At 36.1% G+C, this 24,629-nt stretch carries 28 protein-coding genes and 1 tRNA gene; 8 read left to right on the forward strand and 21 right to left on the reverse strand.

The genetic code is table 11. From position 1 onward, the window contains the following. Window positions 1-103 precede the first annotated feature (103 nt). Complete coding sequence (locus tag M9C83_05190; protein URQ66052.1) at window positions 104-874, reverse strand: acyltransferase; 771 nt, start codon at window positions 872-874, stop codon at window positions 104-106. Here M9C83_05190 and M9C83_05195 point away from each other — a divergent pair. From M9C83_05195 to M9C83_05205, 3 genes are read left to right on the forward strand one after another with little or no spacing between them, the layout of a single operon-like run. Then, window positions 866-2,251, forward strand: coding sequence for an MATE family efflux transporter (locus tag M9C83_05195; protein URQ66053.1), 1,386 nt, complete (start codon window positions 866-868; stop codon window positions 2,249-2,251). The genes M9C83_05190 and M9C83_05195 overlap by 9 nt on opposite strands. Continuing rightward, window positions 2,241-2,477, forward strand: coding sequence for a sulfurtransferase TusA (gene tusA, locus M9C83_05200; GenBank protein URQ66054.1), 237 nt, complete (start codon window positions 2,241-2,243; stop codon window positions 2,475-2,477). Before M9C83_05195 ends, tusA begins: the two co-directional genes overlap by 11 nt. 13 nt (window positions 2,478-2,490) lie before the next feature. Then, on the forward strand, window positions 2,491-3,513 hold the full coding sequence (locus M9C83_05205) for an NADP-dependent oxidoreductase (protein ID URQ66055.1): 1,023 nt from the start codon (window positions 2,491-2,493) through the stop codon (window positions 3,511-3,513). Here M9C83_05205 and M9C83_05210 read toward each other — a convergent pair whose 3' ends face one another. The 10 genes from M9C83_05210 to der form a co-directional block, all read right to left on the reverse strand. Further along, window positions 3,514-4,347: an enoyl-CoA hydratase/isomerase family protein gene (locus M9C83_05210; protein ID URQ66056.1), complete on the reverse strand. Its 834-nt coding sequence runs from the start codon at window positions 4,345-4,347 to the stop codon at window positions 3,514-3,516. Further along, entirely contained in the window at window positions 4,341-5,213 is an 873-nt protein-coding gene (gene sucD / locus M9C83_05215; GenBank protein URQ66057.1) for a succinate--CoA ligase subunit alpha, read from the reverse strand. The genes M9C83_05210 and sucD overlap by 7 nt, the downstream gene beginning before the upstream one ends. Beyond that, complete coding sequence (gene sucC / locus M9C83_05220; GenBank protein ID URQ66058.1) at window positions 5,210-6,382, reverse strand: ADP-forming succinate--CoA ligase subunit beta; 1,173 nt, start codon at window positions 6,380-6,382, stop codon at window positions 5,210-5,212. The genes sucD and sucC overlap by 4 nt, the downstream gene beginning before the upstream one ends. A 111-nt stretch (window positions 6,383-6,493) precedes the next feature. Beyond that, window positions 6,494-7,240, reverse strand: a complete 747-nt coding sequence (locus tag M9C83_05225) for a succinate dehydrogenase iron-sulfur subunit (GenBank protein ID URQ66059.1) — start codon at window positions 7,238-7,240, stop codon at window positions 6,494-6,496. Then, window positions 7,240-9,033, reverse strand: coding sequence for a succinate dehydrogenase flavoprotein subunit (gene sdhA / locus M9C83_05230; GenBank protein ID URQ66060.1), 1,794 nt, complete (start codon window positions 9,031-9,033; stop codon window positions 7,240-7,242). The genes M9C83_05225 and sdhA overlap by 1 nt, the downstream gene beginning before the upstream one ends. Before the next feature lie 4 nt (window positions 9,034-9,037). Continuing rightward, on the reverse strand, window positions 9,038-9,388 hold the full coding sequence (gene sdhD / locus M9C83_05235) for a succinate dehydrogenase, hydrophobic membrane anchor protein (protein ID URQ66061.1): 351 nt from the start codon (window positions 9,386-9,388) through the stop codon (window positions 9,038-9,040). A 2-nt stretch (window positions 9,389-9,390) separates the two neighbouring features. After that, window positions 9,391-9,777, reverse strand: coding sequence for a succinate dehydrogenase, cytochrome b556 subunit (gene sdhC, locus M9C83_05240; protein URQ66062.1), 387 nt, complete (start codon window positions 9,775-9,777; stop codon window positions 9,391-9,393). A gap of 83 nt (window positions 9,778-9,860) precedes the next feature. Beyond that, the gene (locus M9C83_05245; GenBank protein URQ66063.1) at window positions 9,861-11,096 is read right to left on the reverse strand and encodes an MFS transporter; all 1,236 of its coding nucleotides are present in this window, start codon (window positions 11,094-11,096) and stop codon (window positions 9,861-9,863) included. Further along, the gene (locus M9C83_05250; GenBank protein ID URQ66064.1) at window positions 11,096-13,225 is read right to left on the reverse strand and encodes a S9 family peptidase; all 2,130 of its coding nucleotides are present in this window, start codon (window positions 13,223-13,225) and stop codon (window positions 11,096-11,098) included. The genes M9C83_05245 and M9C83_05250 overlap by 1 nt, the downstream gene beginning before the upstream one ends. 4 nt (window positions 13,226-13,229) lie before the next feature. Then, window positions 13,230-14,609 carry a ribosome biogenesis GTPase Der gene (gene der, locus M9C83_05255; protein ID URQ66065.1) on the reverse strand — a complete coding sequence of 460 codons (1,380 nt, stop codon included), beginning with the start codon at window positions 14,607-14,609 and terminating at the stop codon, window positions 13,230-13,232. Between the two features lie 135 nt (window positions 14,610-14,744). Here der and M9C83_05260 point away from each other — a divergent pair, with 135 nt between their 5' ends. Further along, window positions 14,745-15,164 carry a hypothetical protein gene (locus M9C83_05260; GenBank protein ID URQ66066.1) on the forward strand — a complete coding sequence of 140 codons (420 nt, stop codon included), beginning with the start codon at window positions 14,745-14,747 and terminating at the stop codon, window positions 15,162-15,164. 9 nt (window positions 15,165-15,173) lie between these two features. Further along, window positions 15,174-16,229 carry a 2-oxoacid:ferredoxin oxidoreductase subunit beta gene (locus M9C83_05265; GenBank protein ID URQ66067.1) on the forward strand — a complete coding sequence of 352 codons (1,056 nt, stop codon included), beginning with the start codon at window positions 15,174-15,176 and terminating at the stop codon, window positions 16,227-16,229. A 2-nt stretch (window positions 16,230-16,231) separates the two neighbouring features. Here the strand turns inward: M9C83_05265 and M9C83_05270 are convergent, their stop codons facing one another. From M9C83_05270 to dapA, 3 genes are read right to left on the reverse strand one after another with little or no spacing between them, the layout of a single operon-like run. After that, window positions 16,232-16,939, reverse strand: a complete 708-nt coding sequence (locus M9C83_05270) for a phosphoribosylaminoimidazolesuccinocarboxamide synthase (GenBank protein ID URQ67399.1) — start codon at window positions 16,937-16,939, stop codon at window positions 16,232-16,234. 14 nt (window positions 16,940-16,953) lie between these two features. Continuing rightward, entirely contained in the window at window positions 16,954-17,925 is a 972-nt protein-coding gene (gene bamC, locus M9C83_05275) for an outer membrane protein assembly factor BamC (GenBank protein ID URQ66068.1), read from the reverse strand. A gap of 5 nt (window positions 17,926-17,930) precedes the next feature. Next, window positions 17,931-18,827, reverse strand: coding sequence for a 4-hydroxy-tetrahydrodipicolinate synthase (gene dapA, locus M9C83_05280; GenBank protein ID URQ66069.1), 897 nt, complete (start codon window positions 18,825-18,827; stop codon window positions 17,931-17,933). A 62-nt stretch (window positions 18,828-18,889) separates the two neighbouring features. Between dapA and M9C83_05285 the strand changes: the two genes are divergently transcribed. Next, window positions 18,890-19,363: a peroxiredoxin gene (locus tag M9C83_05285; protein ID URQ66070.1), complete on the forward strand. Its 474-nt coding sequence runs from the start codon at window positions 18,890-18,892 to the stop codon at window positions 19,361-19,363. On the opposite strand, the gene M9C83_05290 is transcribed toward M9C83_05285, so the two are convergent. Further along, a complete protein-coding gene (locus M9C83_05290) occupies window positions 19,360-20,397 on the reverse strand; it encodes an AI-2E family transporter (protein ID URQ66071.1) in 1,038 nt (345 codons plus the stop codon). The two genes, M9C83_05285 and M9C83_05290, sit on opposite strands and share 4 nt — an antisense overlap. 74 nt (window positions 20,398-20,471) lie before the next feature. On the opposite strand from M9C83_05290, the gene M9C83_05295 reads away from it, so the two are divergent. Further along, window positions 20,472-21,914: a M48 family metalloprotease gene (locus M9C83_05295; protein URQ66072.1), complete on the forward strand. Its 1,443-nt coding sequence runs from the start codon at window positions 20,472-20,474 to the stop codon at window positions 21,912-21,914. Here the strand turns inward: M9C83_05295 and M9C83_05300 are convergent. The 3 genes from M9C83_05300 to M9C83_05310 are packed head-to-tail and all read right to left on the reverse strand — an operon-like array spanning window position 21,911 to window position 22,883. Then, on the reverse strand, window positions 21,911-22,252 hold the full coding sequence (locus M9C83_05300) for a histidine triad nucleotide-binding protein (GenBank protein URQ66073.1): 342 nt from the start codon (window positions 22,250-22,252) through the stop codon (window positions 21,911-21,913). The two genes, M9C83_05295 and M9C83_05300, sit on opposite strands and share 4 nt — an antisense overlap. A gap of 2 nt (window positions 22,253-22,254) precedes the next feature. Beyond that, a complete protein-coding gene (locus M9C83_05305) occupies window positions 22,255-22,524 on the reverse strand; it encodes a DUF1543 domain-containing protein (protein ID URQ66074.1) in 270 nt (89 codons plus the stop codon). A gap of 8 nt (window positions 22,525-22,532) precedes the next feature. Beyond that, a complete protein-coding gene (locus M9C83_05310) occupies window positions 22,533-22,883 on the reverse strand; it encodes a DUF3147 family protein (GenBank protein URQ66075.1) in 351 nt (116 codons plus the stop codon). Window positions 22,884-22,908: 25 nt separating this feature from the next. Between M9C83_05310 and M9C83_05315 the strand changes: the two genes are divergently transcribed. Beyond that, window positions 22,909-23,493, forward strand: coding sequence for a hypothetical protein (locus M9C83_05315; protein URQ66076.1), 585 nt, complete (start codon window positions 22,909-22,911; stop codon window positions 23,491-23,493). Here the strand turns inward: M9C83_05315 and crcB are convergent. The 3 genes from crcB to M9C83_05330 form a co-directional block, all read right to left on the reverse strand. Then, window positions 23,486-23,851, reverse strand: a complete 366-nt coding sequence (gene crcB / locus M9C83_05320; GenBank protein ID URQ66077.1) for a fluoride efflux transporter CrcB — start codon at window positions 23,849-23,851, stop codon at window positions 23,486-23,488. The two genes, M9C83_05315 and crcB, sit on opposite strands and share 8 nt — an antisense overlap. Window positions 23,852-23,858: 7 nt before the next feature. Further along, window positions 23,859-23,934, reverse strand: a tRNA-Lys gene (locus tag M9C83_05325). Between the two features lie 22 nt (window positions 23,935-23,956). Further along, window positions 23,957-24,628, reverse strand: coding sequence for a tetratricopeptide repeat protein (locus M9C83_05330; protein ID URQ66078.1), 672 nt, complete (start codon window positions 24,626-24,628; stop codon window positions 23,957-23,959). Window position 24,629 lies beyond the last annotated feature (1 nt).

Below are 24,629 nucleotides of genomic sequence, written 5' to 3' on the forward strand. Positions count from 1 at the left end.
AAGGTTTATTCCTTGAGTTCTTAGCCATGTGAGAATGCTCCCCAACTATCTCCGACCGGACAAATACAGTATTTGGTTTTTGAGTTCTCGTCAATATGTTTATTTAATGTTTCCTGCCTCTCCAAAATTTACTCTTTAGAAAATTTAAAAGCGTATTATTTTTTAATGTATAGATATCTATTTGGTCATAAAGATCTCTTAATCCCTCTGGATCTTCAAAAAGTTTGATCCGTGTAACTCCATCAATAGTTGGATCAAGTTCTTTAATGATATTTGCAGGGTTTCCTCCAACTATTACATTATCTGGAACATCCTTTACAACAACAGCTCCTGCAGCAACTATGCTATTTTTTCCTATAGTCACCCCCTTTCCTATCATGGCCCTATCTCCAATCCATACATTATCTTCTAGAGTTACAGGAGATGATTTACCGACAGGTGTTGCTCGATCGTATATGCCGTGCCAATCTGCATCTGAGATATAAGCACTATTAGCAAACATACAGCCATCCCCTATTGTTATCTTTGATGCTGAAGCAATCCTAACCCCTGGAGTTAATAAGCAATATTTCCCTATAGATATTTCTCCTTCATGATCTTCCAAGCTCCATGTGGTTAGGTGAATATAGTTATCAGGAGAAGCTACCATAGTAGGATAATCATCAATTGATATATTGCTTCCATATACATCAAAATATCGAGCTCCCATAATATTGTGACCCTTTCCGAAATACTCAAATTGGGGAGCTAAATAGTTATCTACATAAAAATTATTGTATTTAGCAAATAGCTTTTTTAGCCAATATGGTCTGTGATCTTTTCTGATGTCTTGCCTCTTGCGTACATGATAAGATAGGCACCTTCTATGGAACAACCCTTGGACTCAAAAAAGAGCTTTTTTTCTGAAAGATCTCTTACAGAAGCTAGTAGTTTTTTTAAGCTAGCCATACCTATGTTCCTTACTCAGCTAGCCCTTCAATTTATTCAAGTTAACTCAGTTATACAAAGTGGAAACTACTCTACTGATGTGCAAGCTGGAATTATGTTAGCTGGTAATATCTGGTTTCCAATTATGGTAGGAATTGGCGGAGTGCTTTTCTTCGTAACACCCATGGTAGCTCAATTCTATGGCGCAAGAAATCTTAAAGATATAGGGCCCTTAGCAAGGCAGGCGATATGGTTGTCAATTCCAATAATTTTAGTAGGAATGTTTATTCTATCTCAGGCCTCTTTCATATTGACAGTTGCAAAAGTTGATCCATCGATTATCAAGTACTCAGAAGAATACTTGGATTATTTTATGTTCGCTCTCCCAGCCATTCTCTTGAGTCAACCTCTGCGTTCTTTGTGTGAAGGCGTAACCAGGCCCTTACCAATAACTTTATTGAATATTTTGATGTTAATCATCGCCATAATTGGAAATTATACTTTCATCTATGGAAATTTCGGCTTCCCTGAAATGGGAGCTAAAGGAGCTGGTCTTTCGGCTATTATCGGAACCTGGACTACTTTTTTACTGCTAATCATTTATCTCAAATTTAAATCAGGCTTTGGTACTGAACTTTTCTCCCGATTTGATCTGCCAAATATAAAAATTCTTGGAGAAATACTTAGAGGCGGTATTCCGGTTGGGTTTGGAAATTTCATCGAACTAAGCATGTTTAGTGGAGCAGGAATCATCCTTGGACGATTTGGCAGTGAAGTTATTGCTGCTAACGGCATAGCAATGACTATCGGTGGGCTCTTTTTTATGATTCCCTTATCTATTGGAAATGCAGCTGCAGTTAGAGTGGGAAATAATGTCGGTGCCAATGACATGAAAGGAGCCAAATACAGTTCTTATTTCTCTCTTAGACTAGCAACAGTCAGTGCTCTCATAATGAGTTTAATTATTATCCTAAATGCTGAGTTCATGTCGAGTTTGTTAAATAATAATTCTGAGGTGATAGCTTTGGCAGTAATATTGTTGAGCTTTGCTGCATTCTTTCAACTCGCTGATGGTTTAGCTATGGCTAGTATCGGAAGTATGAGGGGTTACAAAGACACTTTTGGACCAATGAAGATTATGGCTATTTCATATTGGGGTGTCGGATTGCCTCTAGGTATTATCCTTTCTATTACAGATATTGTGACTACTCAAATGGGCGCTGTGGGCATGTGGACAGGCATGGCCTCAGGCTTATTAGTTGCCGCCGTATTGATGGTAAGAAGGGTACGAATAATATCTACAAAATTTATTAATGAAAATTGAAGTAAATGCGCTGGGTTTAATATGTCCTGAACCTATTATGCTCTTGCATAAAGCTATCAGAGATTCAGACTCTGGAGACTTAATTGAGTTAGTTGCCTCTGATAAGAGTACCGAAAGAGACGTTGAAAAATTTTGCGAATTTCTGGGTCACAAACTTGTAGAAAAAAAAGTTACAAAGGATAGTCTTTATTTTGTTGTTCAAAAGAGAGATAAGAATATAATTTAAAGAGGAGGGTTAAATGACATATATAAATAAACAATGGTTACTTGATCAAAGACCTAAAGGAATGCCTGGGGATGAGTGCTGGAAACTTAATGAAGAAGAAGTCCGTCCTTTAGAAAAAGGAGAAGTGTTAATAAAAATTCTATATCTCTCAATTGATCCTTATATGAGAGGAAGAATGAATGATGGAGAGTCCTACGCTGATCCAGCAGCACTAGGAGAGCCTATGACAGGTGAATCAGTTGGAGTTGTAGTTGAAAGTGAATCAGACAAGTTTATGAAAGGTGATTACCTTTGCGTTCATAAAGGTTGGCAAACTTATATTATTGCAAACGATGAAGAACCTGCTTTATTTAAAGCTGATCCTTCTATTGTACCTCTGCAAACTTATCTTGGCACTGTTGGAATGCCAGGAAGAACAGCATATTTTGGACTCTTGAGAGTTGGTTTACCAAAATCAGGTGAAACAATAGTAGTTTCAGCAGCATCGGGAGCTGTTGGAACAGTGGTTGGGCAGATGGGTAAAATACTCGGATGCAGAGTTGTAGGAGTTGCTGGCGGGGAGAAGAAATGTGCTTATGTAAAAGATGAGCTAGGCTTTGATGAATGCATAGATTATAAAGCAGGAAATATTCAAGAAGAGCTATCTAAAGCTTGTCCTGATGGAATTGATATTTATTTTGAGAACGTAGGAGGTCCTGTCAGTAAAGCAGTAGCGACTCTTTTAAATGAAGGATCTCGTGTTCCTATTTGTGGTTTTATATCAGCTTATAACTCTGAAGATATGACAAAAGAAGAAACACCTTTTCATATTTTTGGAGCATTAGATCCTGCTCCTGAACATAGATTCTTTGTTGTAACAGAATGGTTCAAGGAATGGAGAGAAGCAACGGAAGAGTTATCTAAGTGGATATCCGAAGGTAAAATCAAATATGAAGAGACGATTACTGAAGGTTTCGAAAATGCTCCTCAAGGTCTTAGGGATGTTTTAAGTGGAAAGAATTTTGGTAAGCAACTTATTAAAGTTGCAGAAGAGTAATTATTCCCCTTTCCATTCAAATTTTATTTCGTTTTCGATGTTTTCCTGAGCATTAAGTAGGGACCTCATTGCTCTAGCTGCATCTTTAGAATTCATAGTTACATCGAAAGCTTTCTGCTCTAGAAGTAGACTATCTTCTAAAGACATTTCTAGTCCTTGGTGAATGATTTTCTTTACCTGGCTCAATGCTATCGGTGCTCTATTAACAAGATCCTCGCAATACTCATCGAGCTCTTCTTTAAATTTTTTCTCAGTTAAAAGTTTATTAATTATTCCCAAATTATGAGCCTCTAAAGGTTTCAAGAGTTTCGCATGTAAAATTAAGTCTAATGCCCTTGAAGAACCAATGAGTCTGGATAGTCTTTGCGTCCCACCTCCTCCAGGAAGGATACCTACTGATGTTTCCGGAAGGCCAATTAAAAAGTCTCCATCCGCCATTACTCTCAAATCACAACCCAAAGAAAATTCGCACCCACCTCCTGCTGTATTTCCGTTGATTCCAGCCACTACTATTGCGTCTAACTCTCTCAGTCTTAAGAGCATTCTATGGAATGCATGAAGCTCTTTAGGATTTCTAGCTTCTTTATTCGATTCAATATTCTTTTCCGCTGAGTCAGCTAGCTCTCCGACTTCATAATGTCTTATGAATACATTTTCTCCTTCTCCTGTAAAAGCCAGAACACGTAAGTCATCTTTTTTTTCAATGATGTCTAAAAATTTATGGATTTCTTGGACTCCAGATGAGTTTAATGTATGTGAAGGCGGATTAGAGAGATAGCAAATCATGTAATGGCCTCTATCCTCAATCCGTAAATGATCAAAATTATCTACCATCCTGTAACCTCAGCTACTCCTTTTCCTATTTCTGCAGGACTCTTTACAGTATAAACACCTGCCAATTCTAACGCTTTAAATTTTTCCTCTGCTGTTCCTTTTCCACCAGCGATTATAGCCCCTGCATGCCCCATTCTTTTACCGGGAGGAGCTGTTACACCTGCTATATAAGATACGACAGGCTTAGTCACATTAGATTGTATAAACTCTGCTGCTGCTTCTTCAGCTGTTCCTCCGATCTCGCCCACCATTACAATAGCCTCAGTTGACTTATCTTTTTCGAATAAATCCAGAACATCTATAAAACTGGTTCCAGGTATAGGATCACCTCCTATTCCGACACAACTTGTTTGTCCAAAGCCAAGATCTGTTGTCTGCTTTACCGCTTCATAAGTTAAAGTCCCTGATCTAGATATAATTCCAACCTTACCAGGTAAATGTATATCTCCAGGCATAATGCCCATCTTAGCTTCACCAGGTGTGATTATGCCAGGGCAATTTGGTCCTATTAAGCGGGCACCAAGTTCATCACATCGTACCTTTACCTCTAACATATCTATAGTAGGAATGCCTTCAGTAATGCAAACTATTAAAGAAATACCAGATTCAGCAGCCTCAAGAATTGAGGCCTTACAGAATTTTGCAGGGACAAAAATTATACTTGCTGATGCACCTGTAGCGTCTACGGCTTCTTTTACCGAATTAAAGACAGGAAGATCGAGATGAATTTGGCCGCCTTTTCCAGGTGTCACCCCTCCTACAAGCTGCGTGCCGTAGTCAATACATTGAATACAGTGTTGTGTGGCCTGTCCTCCAGTAAATCCTTGACAAATAACCTTAGTACTTTCATTGATAAGAATACTCACCCTATATCTCCCTTTGATGCTCTTACAGCTAAACTTGCTGCCTCCTCTAAATTTGATGCAGGGATGATATTCAGGTCGCATTCGTCAAGTATCTTCAATCCTTTGTGAGCATTATTTCCTTCTAATCTAACTATGACAGGGACTGAAACTCCCGTTACTGTTAAGGCCTCTACTATCCCGTCAGCAATAACATCACAACGAACAATCCCACCAAAGATATTTATCAATACCGTATTAACATTTTCATCTGAGAGGATTATCTTAAACGCCTCAGCAACTCTTTTTGAATCAGCTGTACCACCGACATCCAAAAAATTAGCAGGCTCGCCACCGTGTAACTTGATGATATCCATGGTACCCATTGCCAAACCTGCACCATTGACCATACAGCCAATACTTCCTTCTAAAGCAACGTAACTTAGATCCCACTCTGCTGCACTTGCCTCTCTGGGATCTTCTTGAGAGGGATCTCTTAATTCCAGGATTTGTTCCTGTCTGTAAAGAGCATTTGAATCTACATTTATTTTTGCATCCAAACAAATTAGATCTCCTGAGGATGTAATCACTAAAGGATTCACCTCAACTAGGGATAAATCTTTATCTATAAACAATCTCACTAGACCATTAAAAATCTCAATAAATTGTAAAGTTTGTACTTCATTTAAGTTCAAGCTATTAGCTAATTGTTCTGCTTGCGGTTGATTTGGACCTTGAATAGGATCTATTTCAGCTTTATGTATTTTTTCTGGTGTCTCCTCGGCAACCTCTTCGATATTCACTCCCCCCTCCGTCGATGCCATAACAACGAGCCTTTGGGAAGCTCTATCAATCACAGCACCTAAATAAAGCTCTTTATCAATATCTGTTACTGTTTCTATTAGGATTTGGTTTACAGGTTGACCTTTCTCATCTGTTTGGAAAGTTACTAAATTTTTTCCAAGCCATTTATCAGCAAAAGCTTTAACTTTCTCAATGCTATCAACTAATTCAACTCCTCCAGACTTACCTCTTCCTCCAGCATGGACTTGTGCTTTTACTACCCACTTATCAACATTTAGAGATAAAGCTATCTTTTCAGCCTCTTGGCTAGAGGAAGCCGGCAAGCCTTCTGAAACGGATATGTCATAATCCTTAAATAACTTCTTAGCTTGATATTCGTGTAGATTCATCTTTTCTCCCTTAAATTCAATCTATAGAATTTTTATACATAGCATCTCCGCAATGCATTGTAGAGGATAAATGAAGAACTTAGGAGTATGTTATTAAGAAAGAAATTTTTCTTAAGCTTTTTTTCGTGTAAGAAGTTTATTTCTGATATTAGAGATAGCTTCTGTAGGATTTAACCCTTTTGGACAGACAGATACGCAATTCATAATTCCATGACACCTATAGAGGCTGAAGGCATCTTCCAAGTCATCTAATCTTTCATCAGTAGCTTCATCTCTAGTGTCAGCAATGAATCTCCATGATTGTAATAAAGCTGCGGGTCCTAAAAATTTATCAGGATTCCACCAAAAAGAAGGGCATGAAGTTGAACAACAACCACAAAGAATACACTCGTACAGACCATCCAGTTGTTCTCTTTCTTCAGGTGATTGCGTCCTTTCAATTTCGGGTGAATCACTCTTGGTAATTAAATAAGGTCTAACCTTTTCTAGCTGATCATAGAATTGTTTCATATCGACTATCAGATCTCTTACAACAGGAAGTCCAGGCATTGGACGCAAAGTGATCTTATTCCTCTTAACCACTTCGGATAAAGGAGTGACACATGCAAGTCCATTTTTCCCATTTATATTCATGCCATCTGAACCACATACTCCCTCTCTGCATGATCTTCTATAAGATAAGGAAGGTTCTTGTGCTTTTGCGAGATGCAAGGCATCTAGTACCATAATATCTTTATCAGTTGGCACCTCTACAATGATATCTTGCATGTAAGGTTTCTTGTCCAAAGTTGGATCATAACGATAAATACTCATCGTTATGGTTTTAATTTGAGCGACGGGTATTGATGCCGCACTCATTAATAACTCCTAACCATTGGTTGAAAAGCTTGAACTGTTTTAGGTCTGTAGTTCACATCTCTTTTGCTAACTTCCTTTGTATCAGCGTAGTAAATTGAATGTTTTAGCCAATTTTCATCATCACGTTCAGTGAAGTCATCTCTCGCATGAGCGCCGCGGCTTTCTTTTCTCTCATTAGCGGTTATCGCTGTAGCTTCTGCTACTTCAAAAAGATTTTGCATCTCTAAAGCTTCTATCCTGGCTGTATTAAAAGCCGCAGACTTATCTTGAAGAAAAATGTCATTTACTTCTTCCCTAGTCTTAGCTAATTCCTCGATGCCTTTTTCCATCAAATCCCCTCTTCTAAACACACCAAAATTATTCTGCATATTTTGTTGCATTTTCTCTTTAAGAACAGCTACTTGATCACCTTCTTTTGAAGCGTTTAATTTGTTTAGTCTTTCAAGTGCTTTTTCAATGTCGTCATTTGATGCGTCTTTCAACTCGACACCTTGCTTCATAGTCTCTTCTATATATAAACCAGCAGCTCTTCCAAAGACAACAAGATCTAAAAGAGAATTTCCACCTAATCTATTTCCTCCATGAACTGATACGCACGCTACTTCACCGGCTGCATATAAACCATTGACTATTTTGTCTTCACCATGCTCTACCGAAATAACCTGTCCATTTATATTAGTTGGTATTCCTCCCATCATATAATGACATGTAGGCACCACTGGTATTGGTTGAACTGCAGGGTCAACACCTGCAAAAGTCTTAGAGAGTTCTGTTATTCCCGGTAATCTCTTATGAACCACTTCAGGTCCGAGATGATCTAGTCTTAGGAAAATATGATCAGCGTTAGGTCCACAGCCTCTTCCCTCTAAAATTTCCAATGCCATAGATCTTGCAACGACATCTCTACTGGCTAAATCTTTTGCATTTGGAGCGTACCTTTCCATGAATCTTTCACCATCTTTGTTTAAAAGATATCCACCTTCTCCCCTGCATCCCTCGGTAACTAAAGTTCCTGCTCCGTGTATTCCTGTAGGATGAAACTGCCACATTTCTATATCTTGGACAGGCATGCCGGCCCTTAAAGCCATTCCAATGCCATCACCTGAATTAATTAAAGCATTGGTAGTAGATGAATAAATTCTACCTGCTCCTCCTGTTGCTAGAACAGTTGCCTTTGATTTTATGTAATAGATTTCACCTGTTTCAATTTTAAAGGCAATAACCCCTACAACCGCTTTATCAGCATTAAGAACTAGATCTACTGCAAACCATTCATTGAGGAAGTTGGTACCAGCCTTAAGATTAGCTTGAAAGAGAGTATGAAGCAGGCTGTGTCCTGTTCGATCAGCTGCTGCACATGTTCTAGTTGCTTGACCGCCCTTACCATAATCCTTAGATTGTCCTCCGAAAGGTCTTTGATAAATTCGTCCTTCTTCTGTTCTAGAAAAAGGTAAACCCATATGCTCTAGTTCAAAAACAGCTTTAGGGCCTTCACTACACATATATTCTATAGCTTCCTGATCACCTATATAGTCAGACCCTTTTACAGTGTCGAACATGTGCCATCTCCAATCATCATCCGGATCATCACTCTGTATTGCACAGGTAATACCGCCTTGGGCTGAGACAGTATGTGACCTAGTAGGAAACACTTTAGATATTACTGCAGTATTTAGTCCTGACTCAGCAAGTTGAAGAGAAGCCCTCATGCCTGCCCCGCCACCACCGACAATAATTCCATCAAACTCCATCACAGGAAGATCTTTTGCATTTATAACTTCATTAACTAACATATATTCACCAGATTATTATTATGGCCCAAGTCAACACGAGGGCTATTATGCCAGCAACAATACCTCTAAAAATAACATATAAAGCTCTGCCTAAATTCCCAAATATTCTTGGTGTAAGGTAATCACTTGCTACAGCCCAAGTACCCAACCAAGTATGAACTGCAAAAGCCATAAAGAATAGCGATGTAAGTATTTTATTTATTGTATTGCCAAAAAATGCTGACCATTGATTAAAATTCACTTCATCTGTAATTAAAATAAAACCGCTCAGATAAAGAGTAAAGAGTAGAAGAAAAACAGCACATATTCTTACAGTTAGAAATTCTATAGATCCATGTCCAAGTCTTCTAAACATATCTAAAAGATATTGAAAATAAATAAAATTGCTAAAAGGAAGGTCGCGCCAAAAACTACCCAAGACAAGATTCTTCCAGACTCTAAGGTTTCACCTATTCCAAAAGCATCGCTCAGAAGTTTCTTTAAACCTGCGAGCAGATGATAACTAAATCCTACTAAAAAAAGATAAATCATAATCTTCAAAATAATAGAAGTTTGGTAAAGACTGGAAAGTAATGAAAAACTCTCCTCTGACTTTAGAGAAATGCTAAGCATCCATACAATTAGTGGAAAACTAAAAAAAATTGCCACACCAGATATTCGGTGGAGTATAGAAGAAACTCCTATAATGGGCAGGCTAATGGTTAGTAAATTGAGATTTACTGGTCGATTATCGTTTTCAGTCACTTGTCTATTTAAGAATCTGCTTTCTGAGCGCGTAAAAGCTTGGCTATTATAGTTATTTGGAGTGGCAAATACCAGATTCCTGATTAAATTAATTGTTCTAATTTTTTTATTAAAATTGCTAAGATTATAAAAAGCGGAAGTATAAAAATAAATGGTAAATTCATTGAGATGCTGTAAAGAAATCCACTTATAAAAGGCCCAAGAGCAAATCCAATGCCTGGCGCAATCATTGCCAGACCAACAGCCGCTCCTTGGTTGTCTTTATCTGCATTCAAAGAAGCTGCAGATGTATATCCTGGGGAAGCAAGACCCATTCCAAGACCCATTAGAGCCATTCCTAAGTAAAGAAACAAGAAATTCGGTGACAAAATGATGGATAAACAACTTAATATGAAAAGAGGAAGTGAGAATTTTATTAAGTTTAAAGGATTGCCTTTGTATTTTTGGACAAATGTTAATTGAGAAACGATAGCCATAAATGCCATAGTTCCTAATAGCAATGCTGTAGTTTGCGCTGTCTCATCCAGGCTTACATCAAATCTATCCTGAACATAATAGGCAGTAATTGATTGCACTAAAGCAAAAGCCGTAAAAATAATCACGCCAATTGAAATAAGTATCTTTAAGTTTCTGTCAAAGACAACCTTTTGTCTTACAACGGCTGTATTTAACGATACTGGCTTGTTTGGTAGGAATAAATACACAAGAAATGTCGCAATTGCCATGACGAAAGACATCACAATAAGTGGAGTCAGAAGCCCAAATTCAGGTATCTGAACATTAAAAATATTAATACCTACCAAAGAACCTACCATGACAGGACCTAATATAGTTCCGATATTATTTGCCGCTCCGAACTTCCCCATTCCAGATGACCTTTCTTCTTCTGAAGTAACATCAGCGACGTAGGCTCCAGAGGCTGGCCTTGAAGCAGCTCCAATTGCAGAATTAACTATACGAGCCATCAACAAAATTAATAGTAAAGATAAGCCTGTAAAAGTACCTATCAAGCCTAATGATGCAGAATAAAGGAATAGAATATTTGATAATACATAACCAAACAAGCCAATAAGAAGGACTGCCTTTCTACCTATTCTGTCACTTAGTTTTCCCCAAAAAGGGGTAAATACGATAAACATTGCAGCAGAAATAGATACCACCGTATTAATCTCCACCTCGGTGAAGTTAAACTCTCTGCCGATAATAGGCATCGTTTGCCAATACACTGATTGCCCCATGCTCACAAATAAAATTATAAGCATGAGTATGGAGAGAATCTTTGCGTTATTTTCTTCTTGGGACGCTCTGTTGAGTTCCATTAATTAGAATCCAGCCTTAGAAGGAAAGCATATTCCATAGCTAACTCTTTTAGACTTTCAAATCTACCACTTACACCACTGTGTCCTGCTGTCATATTAACCTTCATCAAAATGGGGTTTTTACCTTTGTTGTAATCTCTTAACTTAGCAACATATTTAGCTGGTTCATAATACTGAACTTGAGAGTCCCATAAACCAGCAGTCACTAAAATGCTGGGGTATTCATGTTCAGAAATATTATCATAAGGCGAATACTGCAAGATGTATTCAAATTCTTCTTTAATGTCTGGATTACCCCATTCGCTATATTCTCCAGTTGTTAGAGGAATACTTGGATCAGACATAGTAGTGATAACATCAACAAAAGGAACATTAGAAATAATGCCTTTGTAGAGGTTAGGTTCCATGTTCACAATGGCACCCATCAATAATCCGCCAGCACTGCCTCCGCCAGCATAGATTCTGTCTTTATTTCCATAACCTTTATTGACCAGTCCTTTCGTTACATCAATGAAGTCATAAAAAGTATTCAATTTGTTGAAGATTTTTCCTTCTTCATACCAAGACCTTCCTAATTCTTGACCACCTCTAACGTGCGCAATTGCAAAAATAAATCCTCTATCGAGCAACGAAAGTCTTGAAGAACTAAATCCTGCGTCAATGGAATTTCCATAGGAGCCATAACCGTAAAGAAAAATAGGATTCTCATTTTTTTTAAATTTATTTTTTTTATAAACGATAGAAACGGGAACTTTAGTGCCATCCCTTGCGGTAATGAACTCTCTTTCTACCTTGTAATCGCTACTTGAAAAAACTCCTTTAACTTCTGCCTGTTTGAGAAGTCTTTTGCGACCATTTGATAACACTACAGAAAATAAACTGTCAGGCGTTCGCATACTTGAATAACCAAAATAGAATCTATCGACGTAATATTCTGGATTCGAAGCTAAATAAGCTGTGTAGGTAGGATCATTAAAGTTAATTTCTTTAACTGCTTTTGATTCTTTATGTAGAATTTTAAGCTTTCTCAGACCATTTTCTCTTTCCATGATGATTAGGTGATTTGGAAATGGTATTACTGATTGAAGTAAAACTTGTTCTCTGTGTGGAATTAACTCTTTCCATTTATTTTTATCGGAAGAATTATTTAAATCAGTTTCAAGCAAACGGAAGTTTAAAGCTTTCCAATTTGACTCTATCAGAAATCTTGTGCTAGCTGGATCATGATCTATAGAATAAAGATGATCTTGTTCCCTAGGCAAAAAGATTTGTGGAGTCATATATGGACTATCTGACTTTATTAGACGAACTTCTGAACTAGTTGTAGAAGAAATATTTATTTCTATGTATTCCATTGATCGCGTATTACCAACCGAAAGATAGAATGTAGTATCTTTTTCTTCGTAAATGGCTACATCTTTATCTTGAGACGTTCCTATCTCGTGTCTAAATAACTTATAAGGCAGAAGAGTTTCCTCATCTCTGATCACATAAAAAAGGTATTTTCCATCTGAAGACCAAGCCATATCTCCAGAAGTATTTTCAATGAAAAAACTTGAGATTTCTTCATTTTCTAGATCTTTAAATTTTATTCTGTATTGCCGCCTACCACTTGTATCTTCAGCATAAGCTATCAGATTTTCTTTAGGAGAAATACTCCAATTGGCTAACTGATAAAAATCCTTATTTTTGGCTAGTTCATTTACATCAAGTAAAATTTTTTCTTCAGAATTTTTATCTTTTCTTCTAATGTAGATGCCGTGCTCATTCCCTTGTTTGTAACGTCTAAAATATTCGTAATTTTTTAATCTAACTGGAACAGAATCTTCATTCTTAGGGATACGATCAGTTATTTCTTCAAAAAGAGCTTTCCTATTGTCATTTCCTGAAACAAACCAATTTTCAAGGTAACTATTTTCTTCATTTAGATGAGCAATGATCTCGGGATCTTTTCTAGAATCATCCCGCATCCAATAATAGTTATCGACCCTTTTGACTCCATGAGCTTCAAAGGTTACAGGTAGTTTTTTTGGAGAGGGTTTTAAATCTTTCAAGGTTTCAATCTTGTTTTCACTAGTAAATAGCAAGGTCGTGAAGATTAACAGAAAAGTAAGAAGATACTTAATCATTATTTTATTTTTTTCTCCGCTTTATCATCCTTTTTCTCTTTTTTAATTGTCGTTCGTTTAATTGATTAGGTTTATTTTTGAAAGGATTTGCTTGGTCTTTATAGACTACTTCAAGTGGAGTAGATCCTAATTCAAGTTCATTCCTAAAATAGTTTTCCAAATATCGTGTATAGCTATCTTGGATTTGCTTAAGGTTATTACCATGAATGATAATTCTTGGAGGATTCTTCCCGCCAGAATGCGCATATCTTAATTTAGGTCTAAATCTCCCCGACATGGCAGGTTGTTGATTATAAATTGCAGACTTCAGTATTTTATTAATAATGGATGTATCTAAATCTCTTAGTGATTCTTTATAAATAGTATCTGTCAATTTAAGGAGTTTTTTCAGACCTCTTTTATTTTTTGCTGAAATGTAATGCAATTTTATATAACTAGCGAATTTTAGTTTTCGATTAATCTTGCTTTCAAGATTTTCTCTATCCTGCTTACTCAGAAGATCAATTTTATTGGCGACCACAAGAACAGGTCGACCTATGGCCAATGTTAGTCCTAACAAATGTATATCTTGATCAACAATATTTTCGGAAGCATCTATTAGAATAACGACTAGATCTGCCCTTTTTATTGAATCGACTGATTTTGACACAGAAAATTTTTCTGTCTCTTCTTTGATAGACCGCTTTCGCCTCATTCCGGCTGTGTCAATCAAGGTAAATTTTTTACTCCCAGTTTCCAGCGGTACATCAATAGAATCTCTAGTAGTACCCGATTGCGAAGAGACAACTAACCTCTCTTTCCCGATTAAAGCATTTACTAGAGTTGATTTACCAGCATTTGGTCTTCCAATTATTGAAATTTTTATTGAGTTATCTTGATTGATAGAATCTTCAGTTATATATATTTCGTCATAAGCGCTCAATAAATCACGTAAATCTCCAAATCCTTTATTATGAGATGCAGATAAAAAAATTGATTTTTTAAATCCTAAACTATTGAATTCTGCTGAAGACTCTTCAAGCCTTGAATTGTCGGCTTTATTTATCAATAAAGTAATTTCTTTATTTTGCTTTCTAAGAGACTTGGCAATTTCTTTATCTGTTGGCAAAAGGCCATCGATTGCATCAACAACGAACAGAAGATAGTCCGCCTCCTCAATAGCTAAATCTGTCTGTTCTTTAATAGCTTGAGACATATCATCGGTATCCTCATTCAAGCCTCCGGTGTCGATTAGAGTTAACTGGCTATCTTTTAGACGACCATATTTTCTGTCTCTAGTTAACCCTGAAAAATCTGCAACAATAGCTGACTTTGAGGCCGTTAAGATATTAAAAATTGTCGATTTCCCCACATTAGGGCGACCAACAATTGCTACAACAGACATGACTAATTAAATACCTTTGAATCTTCATTTAATGGATAGCTTTTGAACACGTCCGGAGGTATCAACTATTAAAAGGTTATTTCCTACTGACTCAATTTCACGGGTTATACCGAAGATGGGGTTAAAAATGCTGAAATGCTTACTAGACTGGTAAAGAAATTTCAAACAGCATCTTCTTTAGTTCCTAGTCCAGTATTTAATCAAGAAAAGAATACTAGTTCGATGGGAATTATTTATTTCGGAAGTACTGATTGCTCTATGCAAGAGGCTTTAGATGTCCTGGATGAACAGAATTTAAGTATTGATGCAATGAGAATTAGAGCTTTCCCATTTAATCTTGAAGTTTGGGAATTTATTGAGGATCATGATCTTCTTTTTATAGTTGAACAAAATAGAGACGGTCAAATGAGAACATTAATTATGGCAGAAGGTGGAATAATTCCTGACAAGCTTGTATCGATACTTTGTTTTGATGGCCAACCTATAACCGCTGAACATATTATAAATAAAATAAATGCCCATATATCGGGTAAACCGGCATTAGCTGTATCTTAAGGAAATTAAATGACTTATATAGTAAAACCAAAAAATCACCATCCTCTTCTTGAAAAAAATGATTTGGGCCTAACACGTAGAGACTATGAAGGTGCCGTTTCTACACTTTGCGCTGGATGTGGGCATGACTCAATAAGCTCAGCAATAGTTGAGGCTTGCTTCCAACTCAGTATAGAATCTTATAAGGTTGCAAAATTGTCAGGTATAGGTTGTTCATCTAAAGCTCCTGCATACTTTTTGAATCAATCTCATGGATTCAATTCAGTGCATGGGAGAATGCCATCAATCGCCACCGGTGCAGCTATGGCTAATCATGAGCTGCTATATTTAGGAATTTCTGGAGATGGAGACAGCGCATCAATAGGTATTGGTCAATTTATTCACTGTGCCAGAAGGCAGCTTAATATGACATATATAGTCGAAAATAATGGTACTTACGGACTTACAAAAGGTCAATTCTCAGCTACAAATGATTTGGAGTCTAAAAGTAAGTATGGAGATGACAACTTATTTCCTTCAATAGATTTGCCTTCCATGGCCATTCAGTTAGGCGCAAGTTTTGTAGCAAGAAGCTTTTCGGGAGACAAAGATCAATTAGTACCTCTGCTAAAAGCTGCCCTTTCCCATAAAGGTTTCTCTTTTTTAGACATAATTTCTCCTTGTGTAACCTTCAATAATCATAATTCTTCAACTAAGAGTTATGACTACATCAGAGAACATAATGATGCCTTGTCTAGACCTGACTTTGTACCTTCAGGAAGGGAAATACTCACTGATTATCCAAGAGGGTCTTCGGTGGATGTTCCTTTGCATGATGGTTCATTACTTACTCTTGAAAAAATCTCCGAGAACTACGACCCTGCAGACAAAATCAAAGCTATTCAAAATATTCAAGAGTCTCAAAGAGATGGAAAGGTTCTAACAGGTCTTCTTTACGCTGATCCAGAAGCGAAGGACTTAAAAGAAATTTTAAATGTCTCTGATAAACCTTTAAATGAGATGAATCTTAATGATCTATGTCCTGGTTCAGAAAAATTAAAGGATATAAATTCTGGTCTCAAATAGATCTAGATGACTCCCAGTCTCTTTGCCATTATTTGATAAGACTCAACAACATCACCCAGTCCTTGTCTGAATCTGTCTTTATCAAGTTTCTCTCTAGTTTCTTCATCCCAAACTCTGCAACCATCTGGAGTAAATTCATCTCCTAATAGAAGCTCACCTTTGAAATCTCCAAACTCTAATTTGTAATCAACTAAAATCATCCCAGCTTCGGAAAATAACTTCTTCAACGCATTATTAACTTGAAAAGTCTTTGTTTGCATTTGAGTCACTTGATCTTCAGTAGCCCAACCAAAAGATTTAATATGGTATTCATTTATCATTGGATCGCCAAGTTCGTCATCTTTATAAAAGAATTCAAATGTAGGAGGATTTAAGTCCACCCCCTCCTCCAAACCTAGTCTTTTACAAATACTTCCAGCAGCTACATTTCTTACAACACACTCTACAGGTGCCATTTCAAGTCTTTTAACCAGACTATCTGTTTCACTTATGAGTTTTTCAAAGTGAGTAGGAATTCCTTCCCCTTCAAGATACTCCATTATGAAGGCATTAAATTTGTTATTAATGGTCCCTTTCCCATCTAAACTTTCAATCTTCTTGCCATCGAATGCAGAGGTATCATCTCGATAATGCATAATGAGGTAATCTGATTCACTAGACTCATACAAAGATTTAGCCTTTCCGGTAGTAATGAGTTCGCCTTTTTCAATATTTTCCATAAAATTTAAGATAATGATTGGTTTATCTCTGAAAGAAGCTCGCGCTCATAAGCTTGAGCTTCCTCCGCATCTGTACTTATTGTAACTCTACATGTGTTTTCATCAATTTTTGTAACTAAGATTCTAAAGTCTCCATTAAATGAATTTCCAGAAAAGATTCTTCTAATAAAACCCTTTTGATCTTCTCTAGAAAAGTTTACGTAAAAAACTCCTTCATCTCTGTCAAGGTCATTTACATTGATTAAAGCTTCCTTTAATGCTCTATCAACAGCTGCCCAAGCACGCGCATACTCTAGGTTGAGCTCTATAAAACTCTCTTGACTGTCATCTTGAATGAGGGCAGCTTTCTGGCCATAATTCAAGTTTAAGGCTACCAATGAGGTACCTCCGCTTGGCGGAGTAGTAGCGAAGTAATCCAATACCTTTCGCATAGTTTCTTCCTCAAGATTATTGTCCCCCACTACTCGCACCCATTGACCATCAATTTCTTCTAAATGAGAAACAAAAATTTCGGAGCTAGCTTGTCTAATTCCATGTTCAACTTTCATAACAAGTTTGGACTTTATTTCGCTATCTCCGATATTAGTAATCTCAATAATTCCTGATGTAGGATCTGATTTTGCCAGGTTATAACCACTTGTAATCCAAAAATCATTCATCATTGGCCATGCACTACTGGGCAAAGTTTCAACATAGACCCATCTAATTTCACCTAATTTATGCATCCTTACCTCATTAGAGGTACCTGAAGAAAATACTTGTTGTGGCATTGGGATGTTATATTCATTTCCAACAGTCTCAGGGTTTGAAGAATTAATGGGGTAGTAATCAATGATCGGTCTAGTGGTCAAATTTTCTGGTAACTTTAATGACTTTTCTTGTCTTTCTTTCAGGTAGTCATTCTTGTGATCAGTTAAAAGGTAACTACAAGAACTTAAAAAGACAGAAACCATCAGTACGTATGTAAATTTATTCATATTCACTAATTTAATAAGTTTAATTCGGACAAAACTTCCTCGGCTTTATCATGGAACTTTGCGTCTAAATGAGACAAAGGTAATCTTATGCCGTCAGTTATTCTTCCTATTCGATTAAGCATCCATTTTACGGGAATTGGGTTAGATTCTATAAATAGAATTTGATTAAGCCTGACCAGCGTTGTATCTAAGTCTCTAGCTGCCTTGGCTTCTCCGCTCAGAGCATGATCACATATATTAGATATTATTTTGGGAACAATGTTGGAAGTTACAGAAATTGTTCCCGTTCCACCATTTATCATAAATTCAGTAGCAGTTGGATCGTCTCCGGAATATAAAGCAAAATTATCTTTTTGTTCTGAATCTAAATTGGTCACAAAATCTTCTAAGCGACCAAGATCGCCAGTAGCATCCTTCAGACCAACGATATTTTGATGATCCACTAACCTCATAACAGTGTCATTCAAAAGATCACATCCTGTCCTTGAAGGCACATTATAAAGAATTTGAGGGAAGTCAACTTCATCTGCAATTAATTGATAATGTAAATATAAGCCTTCTTGTGTCGGCTTGTTATAATAAGGTGTAACTAAAAGTGCAGCATCAGCACCGGCAGATTTGGCTGAAGAAGTAAGATATATAGCTTCTTTTGTAGAATTAGCTCCAGTTCCGGCTATAACTTTTATTCTGCCATTTGAAATATCTACAGCTCTTTCTATAAGTTGTACATGTTCTGAAACATCTAAGGTAGCTGACTCTCCAGTTGTTCCAACCACTACTAGTCCTGATGTATTAGAACTAATGTGCCACTCAATAAGATCTTTTAATCCTTCCCAATTTATCTCCCCATCCGATTCCATCGGAGTAACCAGAGCTGTAATAGAACCTTTTAGATTAAACATTAATTATTTTTTAACTCAATGTTAGAATCTTAATATTATAGAATGTTTCTAACGGAGGAGATATGCCAACACCTAAAATAAATAATAAAGCGCCGATTTTTAAAGGCGAATGCACTGGAAATAAGAATATAAGCCTTTCTGATTTTAGAGGTAAGAATGTGGTATTATATTTCTATCCTAAAGATAGCACTCCTGGCTGCACTACAGAGGGTCAAGACTTCAGAGACTTAAAATCTCAATTTACTAGAGCAAATACTGTAATTTTTGGCCTATCTAGAGAATCAATAAAATCCCATGAAAAATTTAAAAAGAATGAGAAGTTTAATTTCGAACTGATATCCGACCCTGATGAAAAAATATGCAAACAATATGATGTCATTAAGGAAAAGAGCATGTATGGTAAAAAATACATGGGAATAGAGAGGAGTACATTTTTGATTGATTCAAAAGGGAAGTTAGTCAATGAATGGAGAAAAGTTAAAGTTACTGGTCATGCCAAGGAAGTTCTTGAAGCAGCAAAACTTCTTAAGAGTTAATCAATCGGATCTGGCCAGGAATTAATAATTGCTTTTATGAATGTTGCCAAAGGAATGGCAAAAAATAGCCCCCAAAAACCCCAAATTCCTCCGAAAAATAGAATTGCAATAATTATAACTGCAGGGTGAAGATTATTTCTAGTTGAAAATAGTATAGGAACAAGAACATTACCATCTAAAATTTGTATTAATAGATAGAATCCCAGTAGCCAGTAGAAATTCTCAGATACACCCCACTCATAAAGACCAATCAAAACAACTGGGACGGTCACTAAAATAGCGCCAAATATTGGGATAATTACTGAAAGACCAACAAGTATTGCAATTAGCACAGCATAAGGAAGTCCAAGTGCAGCAAATAAGATATATGAGGCACTGGCAACAATAATCATTTCCAAAAATTTACCAGTAACATAATTAAAGAGTTGATTATTCATTTCTGAAAAAACAGATTGCATAAATCCATTTTCTTTAGGTAGTAAAAATGAAGCAATTGGTAGTAATTCATTTTTATCCTTCAGGAAAAAGAAGACCATCAAAGGGATCATTATTGCGTATAAAATAGCATTAAACATTAAAGAAATTGTCCCTGCTAATTGGCCCAAGGCTGAGCTTAATAAACTATTAATCTGATTGCTCAAATTAGCGAAAATCAAATCGATATCTTCTTTTGAAAAATAATTATTCATCTCTACTAGAGTTTGTTGAAAAGAGCTCACAATTATCGGAAGATTTTGCAATAAATTATTAATTTCTGTGCCAATTGAAGGAAGAGCAAAAAATAAACTCATATAACAGCCGAAAAAGACTATAAGGGTTATGGTCAATGATAGTTGTTGAGAAATATCCATCTTTAGCAAGGCATTCATTAACCCATTTAAAAGAAAAGCTATTACTACACTGATAATTACTGGTAATAAGATGTCGCCAAAGAAAATTATAAAAAGGAAAGAAAATATCAATAGGACGGCAAAATATACAGATTCCTCATTGGAAAAAAACCTTTTTATAAATTTATCTAATAAACTCTGCATTATAATTGTGGAATTAATAATATTTTAGGAAATCTTATTCTTTAACTAAATATAATTAGCGTTATAAAAATTATATGTATAGCATTATAGCGAAATTCATAATCTATTTGTTGATCTTGGTATCTAGCAACTTGTCTTCTTCTGAGGAGGACCTCCCTGTTATAGGAGATAGCTCGTCTTCGGTAATATCTATTGCATCTGAATATAATCTAGGAAGGCTATATATGGCCCAACTTCGAAGAACTTTACCGGAATATATCGATCCAGTTTCTCAGGATTATACCGAACATTTAGTTTACAGATTATCCGAATTTAGTGAATTAACTGATAGAAGATTGGAGATTGCACTAATAGACGAAAAGTCTGTAAATGCTTTTGCTGCCCCTGGCGGTATTATCGGTATCAATGCTGGTCTTATTTTCCACGCGGACACTGAAGGTCAACTTGCTTCTGTTCTATCACATGAATTAGCTCATTTAAGTCAAAGACACTTCGCAAGGCGAATGCAGAGGCAAAAAGATAGGAGTTTAGCCAATTCCCTAATGATATTAGGAAGTATAGCCCTTGCTGGGGCAACTAGTAATCCAAATGCTCTCCTAGTAGGCCAACAAGCAATTACTCAGCAGAATCTCTCCTTTAGTCGAGGTGATGAGCAGGAAGCTGACAGAATTGGATTTAAAAATATGGTATCGGCAGGTTTCGATCCAAAAAGTACTTCTTATATGTTTGAAAAGTTACAATCGTTAAGTAGGCTTTCTGGTTCGAATGAACTTGAGTTTTTAAGGTCTCACCCACTTACTAAAAATAGAATCGCGGATGCTCAAGCAAGGGCACAGGGTTTTGAAAAGAAAAATTATAGAAATTCACTTGATTATGATCTTGTTAGGAATAGGACAATAGTACATTTTTCCGAAATGCCTCGACAAGCTGTAACAATATTTCAAAAAGAGCTCACAAATTCATCTGATGAAAGAGATAAATTAGAAGCGCACTATGGACTTGCCCTAGCATATTCTAGGGACAACAAACATTCCCAAGCATTAAATAGCATGAGGCAAGCATTGGAGATGGATAGTGAAAATCTCATACTTCAAATAGGTCTCTTAGAACTCCATATTGAAGCAGAAAATTATTTTGAGGCTGAAGCATTGGCATCGTCTTTGTTAAGCACTAATCCTTACAATTATCCTGTATCTATGCTTTACAACAGAGTGTTGATGAATAAAGGTGACTATAAATTGGGAGAAAAGATACTAAAGGATCTTACATTGAAAAGACCTAAAGATCCTCAGGTTTGGTATTGGTTAGCAGAGGTACAAGGGCTTGATAAAAATTTAATAGGATTGCATCTATCCAGAGCAGAATATTTTTTCTTAACTGGGTCTTACGAAACATCAATAAAACATCTAAGGATGGCTCTGGATTTAACTGGAAATAATTTTCAACTTACAGAGTCTATCCATAATAAGATTGAAAGATCCCATAAATCAATTGAAGCACTCAAGTCCTTCTCTTAACCAGGAGGCCAGGAAAATTCTCTTTCAGCTATAAGATGTATATGGAGATGAAAAACAGTTTGTTGTGCTCCTGCGCCATTATTCACAACAAGTCTAAAAGCATCTTGTATTCCTAATAGTCTTGCTACTTCTCCTGCAACAAGAAACAAATGTCCAAGAAGATCCTGATCATCTTTTTGTGCATCAGATATTTTTTCTATTTGTTTTTTTGGAATTATTAATAGATGAGTGGGTGCAACAGGATTGATGTCTCTAAAAACTAAAGATTTATCATCTTCATAAATTATATCTGCTGGTAATTCCCTATCGATGATCTTTTGAAAAATTGTATCGCTCACTATTACAACTCCTTTGCCTCATCATATGAAATGACCTCACCTTGCTCTAATTCGGATCCTTCCTTCAAAATAACTTCATAGCCTTGAACATTTGAAATCTCTTTAATCCCATCAATGTGCATCGATTTTGCCTGAAATTCCTCTAAGGAATGTGCCTTAGTTTTAGCTTCTTTAGCATTTTCAGCGGCTATAAAATAATTCAAGTGGGTCTCGTAAAGCCCCTCCCCAATAGATCTGTCATAAAATCCAACATGTACCATAAATAATTTCATACTATTTCTTATTTTAAATTAATTCCAAAGAATCCTAATATAATGAAATATATCCAATACACAAAGGCTGTAAGCAAAATTGATAGAGATAGACTTGAATAGAAAGATATATCCCATCCTATTAAGCTGTATAAAGCGATAAAGAATGTTAAAGAAGGAGGTATCATTAAAAGTATATTTCTAGATAAGTCTCTTATGGAGTTAGGGTCGTGTGTATCAAGGTATAGCCACATAAAAGCTAACAAGGACGTTAATGGAATAGAAGCTACAATACCCGCAATAAGTGTTGACCTCTTAGCTATTTCAGAAATGATTACTATCACTAAGGCAGTAAAAATAATCTTAATTATTGTGTACATAAAGGTATTTAATAATTAAACAACAATGGTTAAGATAAAAAAATATATGAAATCTAAAGAATCACATCTAGATATTTCTTTAACTCAACTTCAAGAGGCAGTTGAAGATCTTGATCCAAAAAAGAACTTACAAAATATTGCCGCCGCTGCAGCTGAAATTTTAGCTGAATCTGATTTTTCTACCAAATGGGATGATGTAATTTCTATGTTAGATAGTGAAAATATATCGGAGAGGTTAAGGTTAGCAGCCCATATAATTTTTAGGGCAAAACTTGTACTTGATGAAGTGGATAGAAATCCAATATCAAAAACCATTGTATACAATACTATGTTGATGATGGATGCACTTGAAGTCTCAAATTTAAAAGGTTACATGACTGATAAGTGCTCTCCCAAATACAAAGAGCTCAATAATAGTAGTCTTTCAATGGAATCAGCTCTAAAAAAAGAAAGGGTTGTGAACGTCATAAAGGAATTACAAACAGATAATCCTGGAAAAGGAATAACTTGGCTTCGCAAGGAGGCATCAAAACTTTTAACCTCTGAAGGTTATAGAGGATATAGTTATAGGCAAATAATGAGGGATACTAGAGGACTAAAAGTTAACTAACTCTTGTAAGGTACATTCCTAGCCATGTTGCCCCTAAGCATGTTGATACTGACAATATTATATATAAAAGGGCCATTAAAAAATTACCTTGATATAACAACTCTAAAGACTCCTTTGAAAAAGCAGAAAAGGTTGTAAATGCACCCAAGAATCCGATGAAAAGGAATGGTGTCAGGTATCTTTCTAGATTAGAATCCATTAAGTGGTAAAACAGACCCAATAAGAAACAACCTGATATATTTACAATTAAAATTCCTAAGGGTATTTCAAAATTCTCTGACTTTTCAAATAGAATGGATAAATAAAACCTGCTCAGAGCCCCTATAGAACCTCCTAAACAAATTAAAAAGATATTCATCTTGGGTTGGTGGGCCGTCTGCGACTCGAACGCAGGACCAATTCGTTAAAAGCGAACTGCTCTACCGACTGAGCTAACGGCCCGAAAATTGCGTATTTTAAAGGTTTACTCAAGTAAATTCGACTCTTCTTTTAAAATTTCTTGTGATTTTTTTGATAGTTGAGAAGCTCCTGAATCAGGAAAATCTTCATTGACCCTATTATAAAATCCTAATGATCCAGCAATATCACCTTCTATTCTATAAATTTCACCTAATTTAAACAAAGAATCTGGTGCTCTAGAATGTTGATAAAAATTGTCTACTACATTTTTAAAGCTTAGTTTGGCATCTTCGTACATCTCTTGAGCCAAAAATAATTCACCAGACCAGAAATATGCATCAGCGGTAAAAGCTCCATTAGGGAAAGTAATTATAATTTGAGAGAAAATTTCTAGGGCCTCAGCGAATCTTGATTCTTCAAATAAAATTAACGCTGACTTAAATAACTCTTTTTCTTCAGAATCTGAATACTGGCCCTCCTCATCAACTGAGCTTAGCTTTTCTGATGAGATTTTCGATATTTCTAATATTCTTGAATCTAAGTCTAAATATCTCTGCTGTTGAAGTTCAAGAGACCTATCAACCAGAGTGGAATTTTCCTCAAGTATATTTCTTAAATCTCTAATTTCCTCTTCAAGTACTTCTATCTTTTTATAGAGAAGTTCTAAACTTTCATTTTCTTCAGAAAAAATCGTAAAGGTAGATAGAAGAAAAAAACTAAAAAAAATATTTTTCAAA

The sequence above is a fragment of the SAR86 cluster bacterium genome (genome assembly GCA_023703575.1).
Lineage (GTDB): Bacteria > Pseudomonadota > Gammaproteobacteria > Magnimaribacterales > Magnimaribacteraceae > Magnimaribacter.

Excerpts from the sequence above, each read along its gene's own strand:
- bamC (URQ66068.1), bottom strand. The coding sequence starts at position 17,925 with ATGAATAAATTTACATACGTACTGATGGTTTCTGTCTTTTTAAGTTCT.
- M9C83_05245 (URQ66063.1), bottom strand. The coding sequence starts at position 11,096 with ATGGAACTCAACAGAGCGTCCCAAGAAGAAAATAACGCAAAGATTCTC.
- M9C83_05225 (URQ66059.1), bottom strand. The coding sequence starts at position 7,240 with ATGAGTGCGGCATCAATACCCGTCGCTCAAATTAAAACCATAACGATG.
- M9C83_05210 (URQ66056.1), bottom strand. The coding sequence starts at position 4,347 with ATGGTAGATAATTTTGATCATTTACGGATTGAGGATAGAGGCCATTAC.
- M9C83_05250 (URQ66064.1), bottom strand. The coding sequence starts at position 13,225 with ATGATTAAGTATCTTCTTACTTTTCTGTTAATCTTCACGACCTTGCTA.
- tusA (URQ66054.1), top strand. The coding sequence starts at position 2,241 with ATGAAAATTGAAGTAAATGCGCTGGGTTTAATATGTCCTGAACCTATT.
- der (URQ66065.1), bottom strand. The coding sequence starts at position 14,609 with ATGTCTGTTGTAGCAATTGTTGGTCGCCCTAATGTGGGGAAATCGACA.
- sucC (URQ66058.1), bottom strand. The coding sequence starts at position 6,382 with ATGAATCTACACGAATATCAAGCTAAGAAGTTATTTAAGGATTATGAC.
- M9C83_05295 (URQ66072.1), top strand. The coding sequence starts at position 20,472 with ATGTATAGCATTATAGCGAAATTCATAATCTATTTGTTGATCTTGGTA.
- sdhA (URQ66060.1), bottom strand. The coding sequence starts at position 9,033 with ATGTTAGTTAATGAAGTTATAAATGCAAAAGATCTTCCTGTGATGGAG.
- M9C83_05265 (URQ66067.1), top strand. The coding sequence starts at position 15,174 with ATGACTTATATAGTAAAACCAAAAAATCACCATCCTCTTCTTGAAAAA.
- M9C83_05285 (URQ66070.1), top strand. The coding sequence starts at position 18,890 with ATGCCAACACCTAAAATAAATAATAAAGCGCCGATTTTTAAAGGCGAA.
- dapA (URQ66069.1), bottom strand. The coding sequence starts at position 18,827 with ATGTTTAATCTAAAAGGTTCTATTACAGCTCTGGTTACTCCGATGGAA.
- M9C83_05290 (URQ66071.1), bottom strand. The coding sequence starts at position 20,397 with ATGCAGAGTTTATTAGATAAATTTATAAAAAGGTTTTTTTCCAATGAG.
- crcB (URQ66077.1), bottom strand. The coding sequence starts at position 23,851 with ATGAATATCTTTTTAATTTGTTTAGGAGGTTCTATAGGGGCTCTGAGC.
- M9C83_05195 (URQ66053.1), top strand. The coding sequence starts at position 866 with ATGGAACAACCCTTGGACTCAAAAAAGAGCTTTTTTTCTGAAAGATCT.
- M9C83_05310 (URQ66075.1), bottom strand. The coding sequence starts at position 22,883 with ATGTACACAATAATTAAGATTATTTTTACTGCCTTAGTGATAGTAATC.
- M9C83_05205 (URQ66055.1), top strand. The coding sequence starts at position 2,491 with ATGACATATATAAATAAACAATGGTTACTTGATCAAAGACCTAAAGGA.
- M9C83_05260 (URQ66066.1), top strand. The coding sequence starts at position 14,745 with ATGCTTACTAGACTGGTAAAGAAATTTCAAACAGCATCTTCTTTAGTT.
- sdhD (URQ66061.1), bottom strand. The coding sequence starts at position 9,388 with ATGTTTAGAAGACTTGGACATGGATCTATAGAATTTCTAACTGTAAGA.
- M9C83_05315 (URQ66076.1), top strand. The coding sequence starts at position 22,909 with ATGGTTAAGATAAAAAAATATATGAAATCTAAAGAATCACATCTAGAT.
- M9C83_05305 (URQ66074.1), bottom strand. The coding sequence starts at position 22,524 with ATGAAATTATTTATGGTACATGTTGGATTTTATGACAGATCTATTGGG.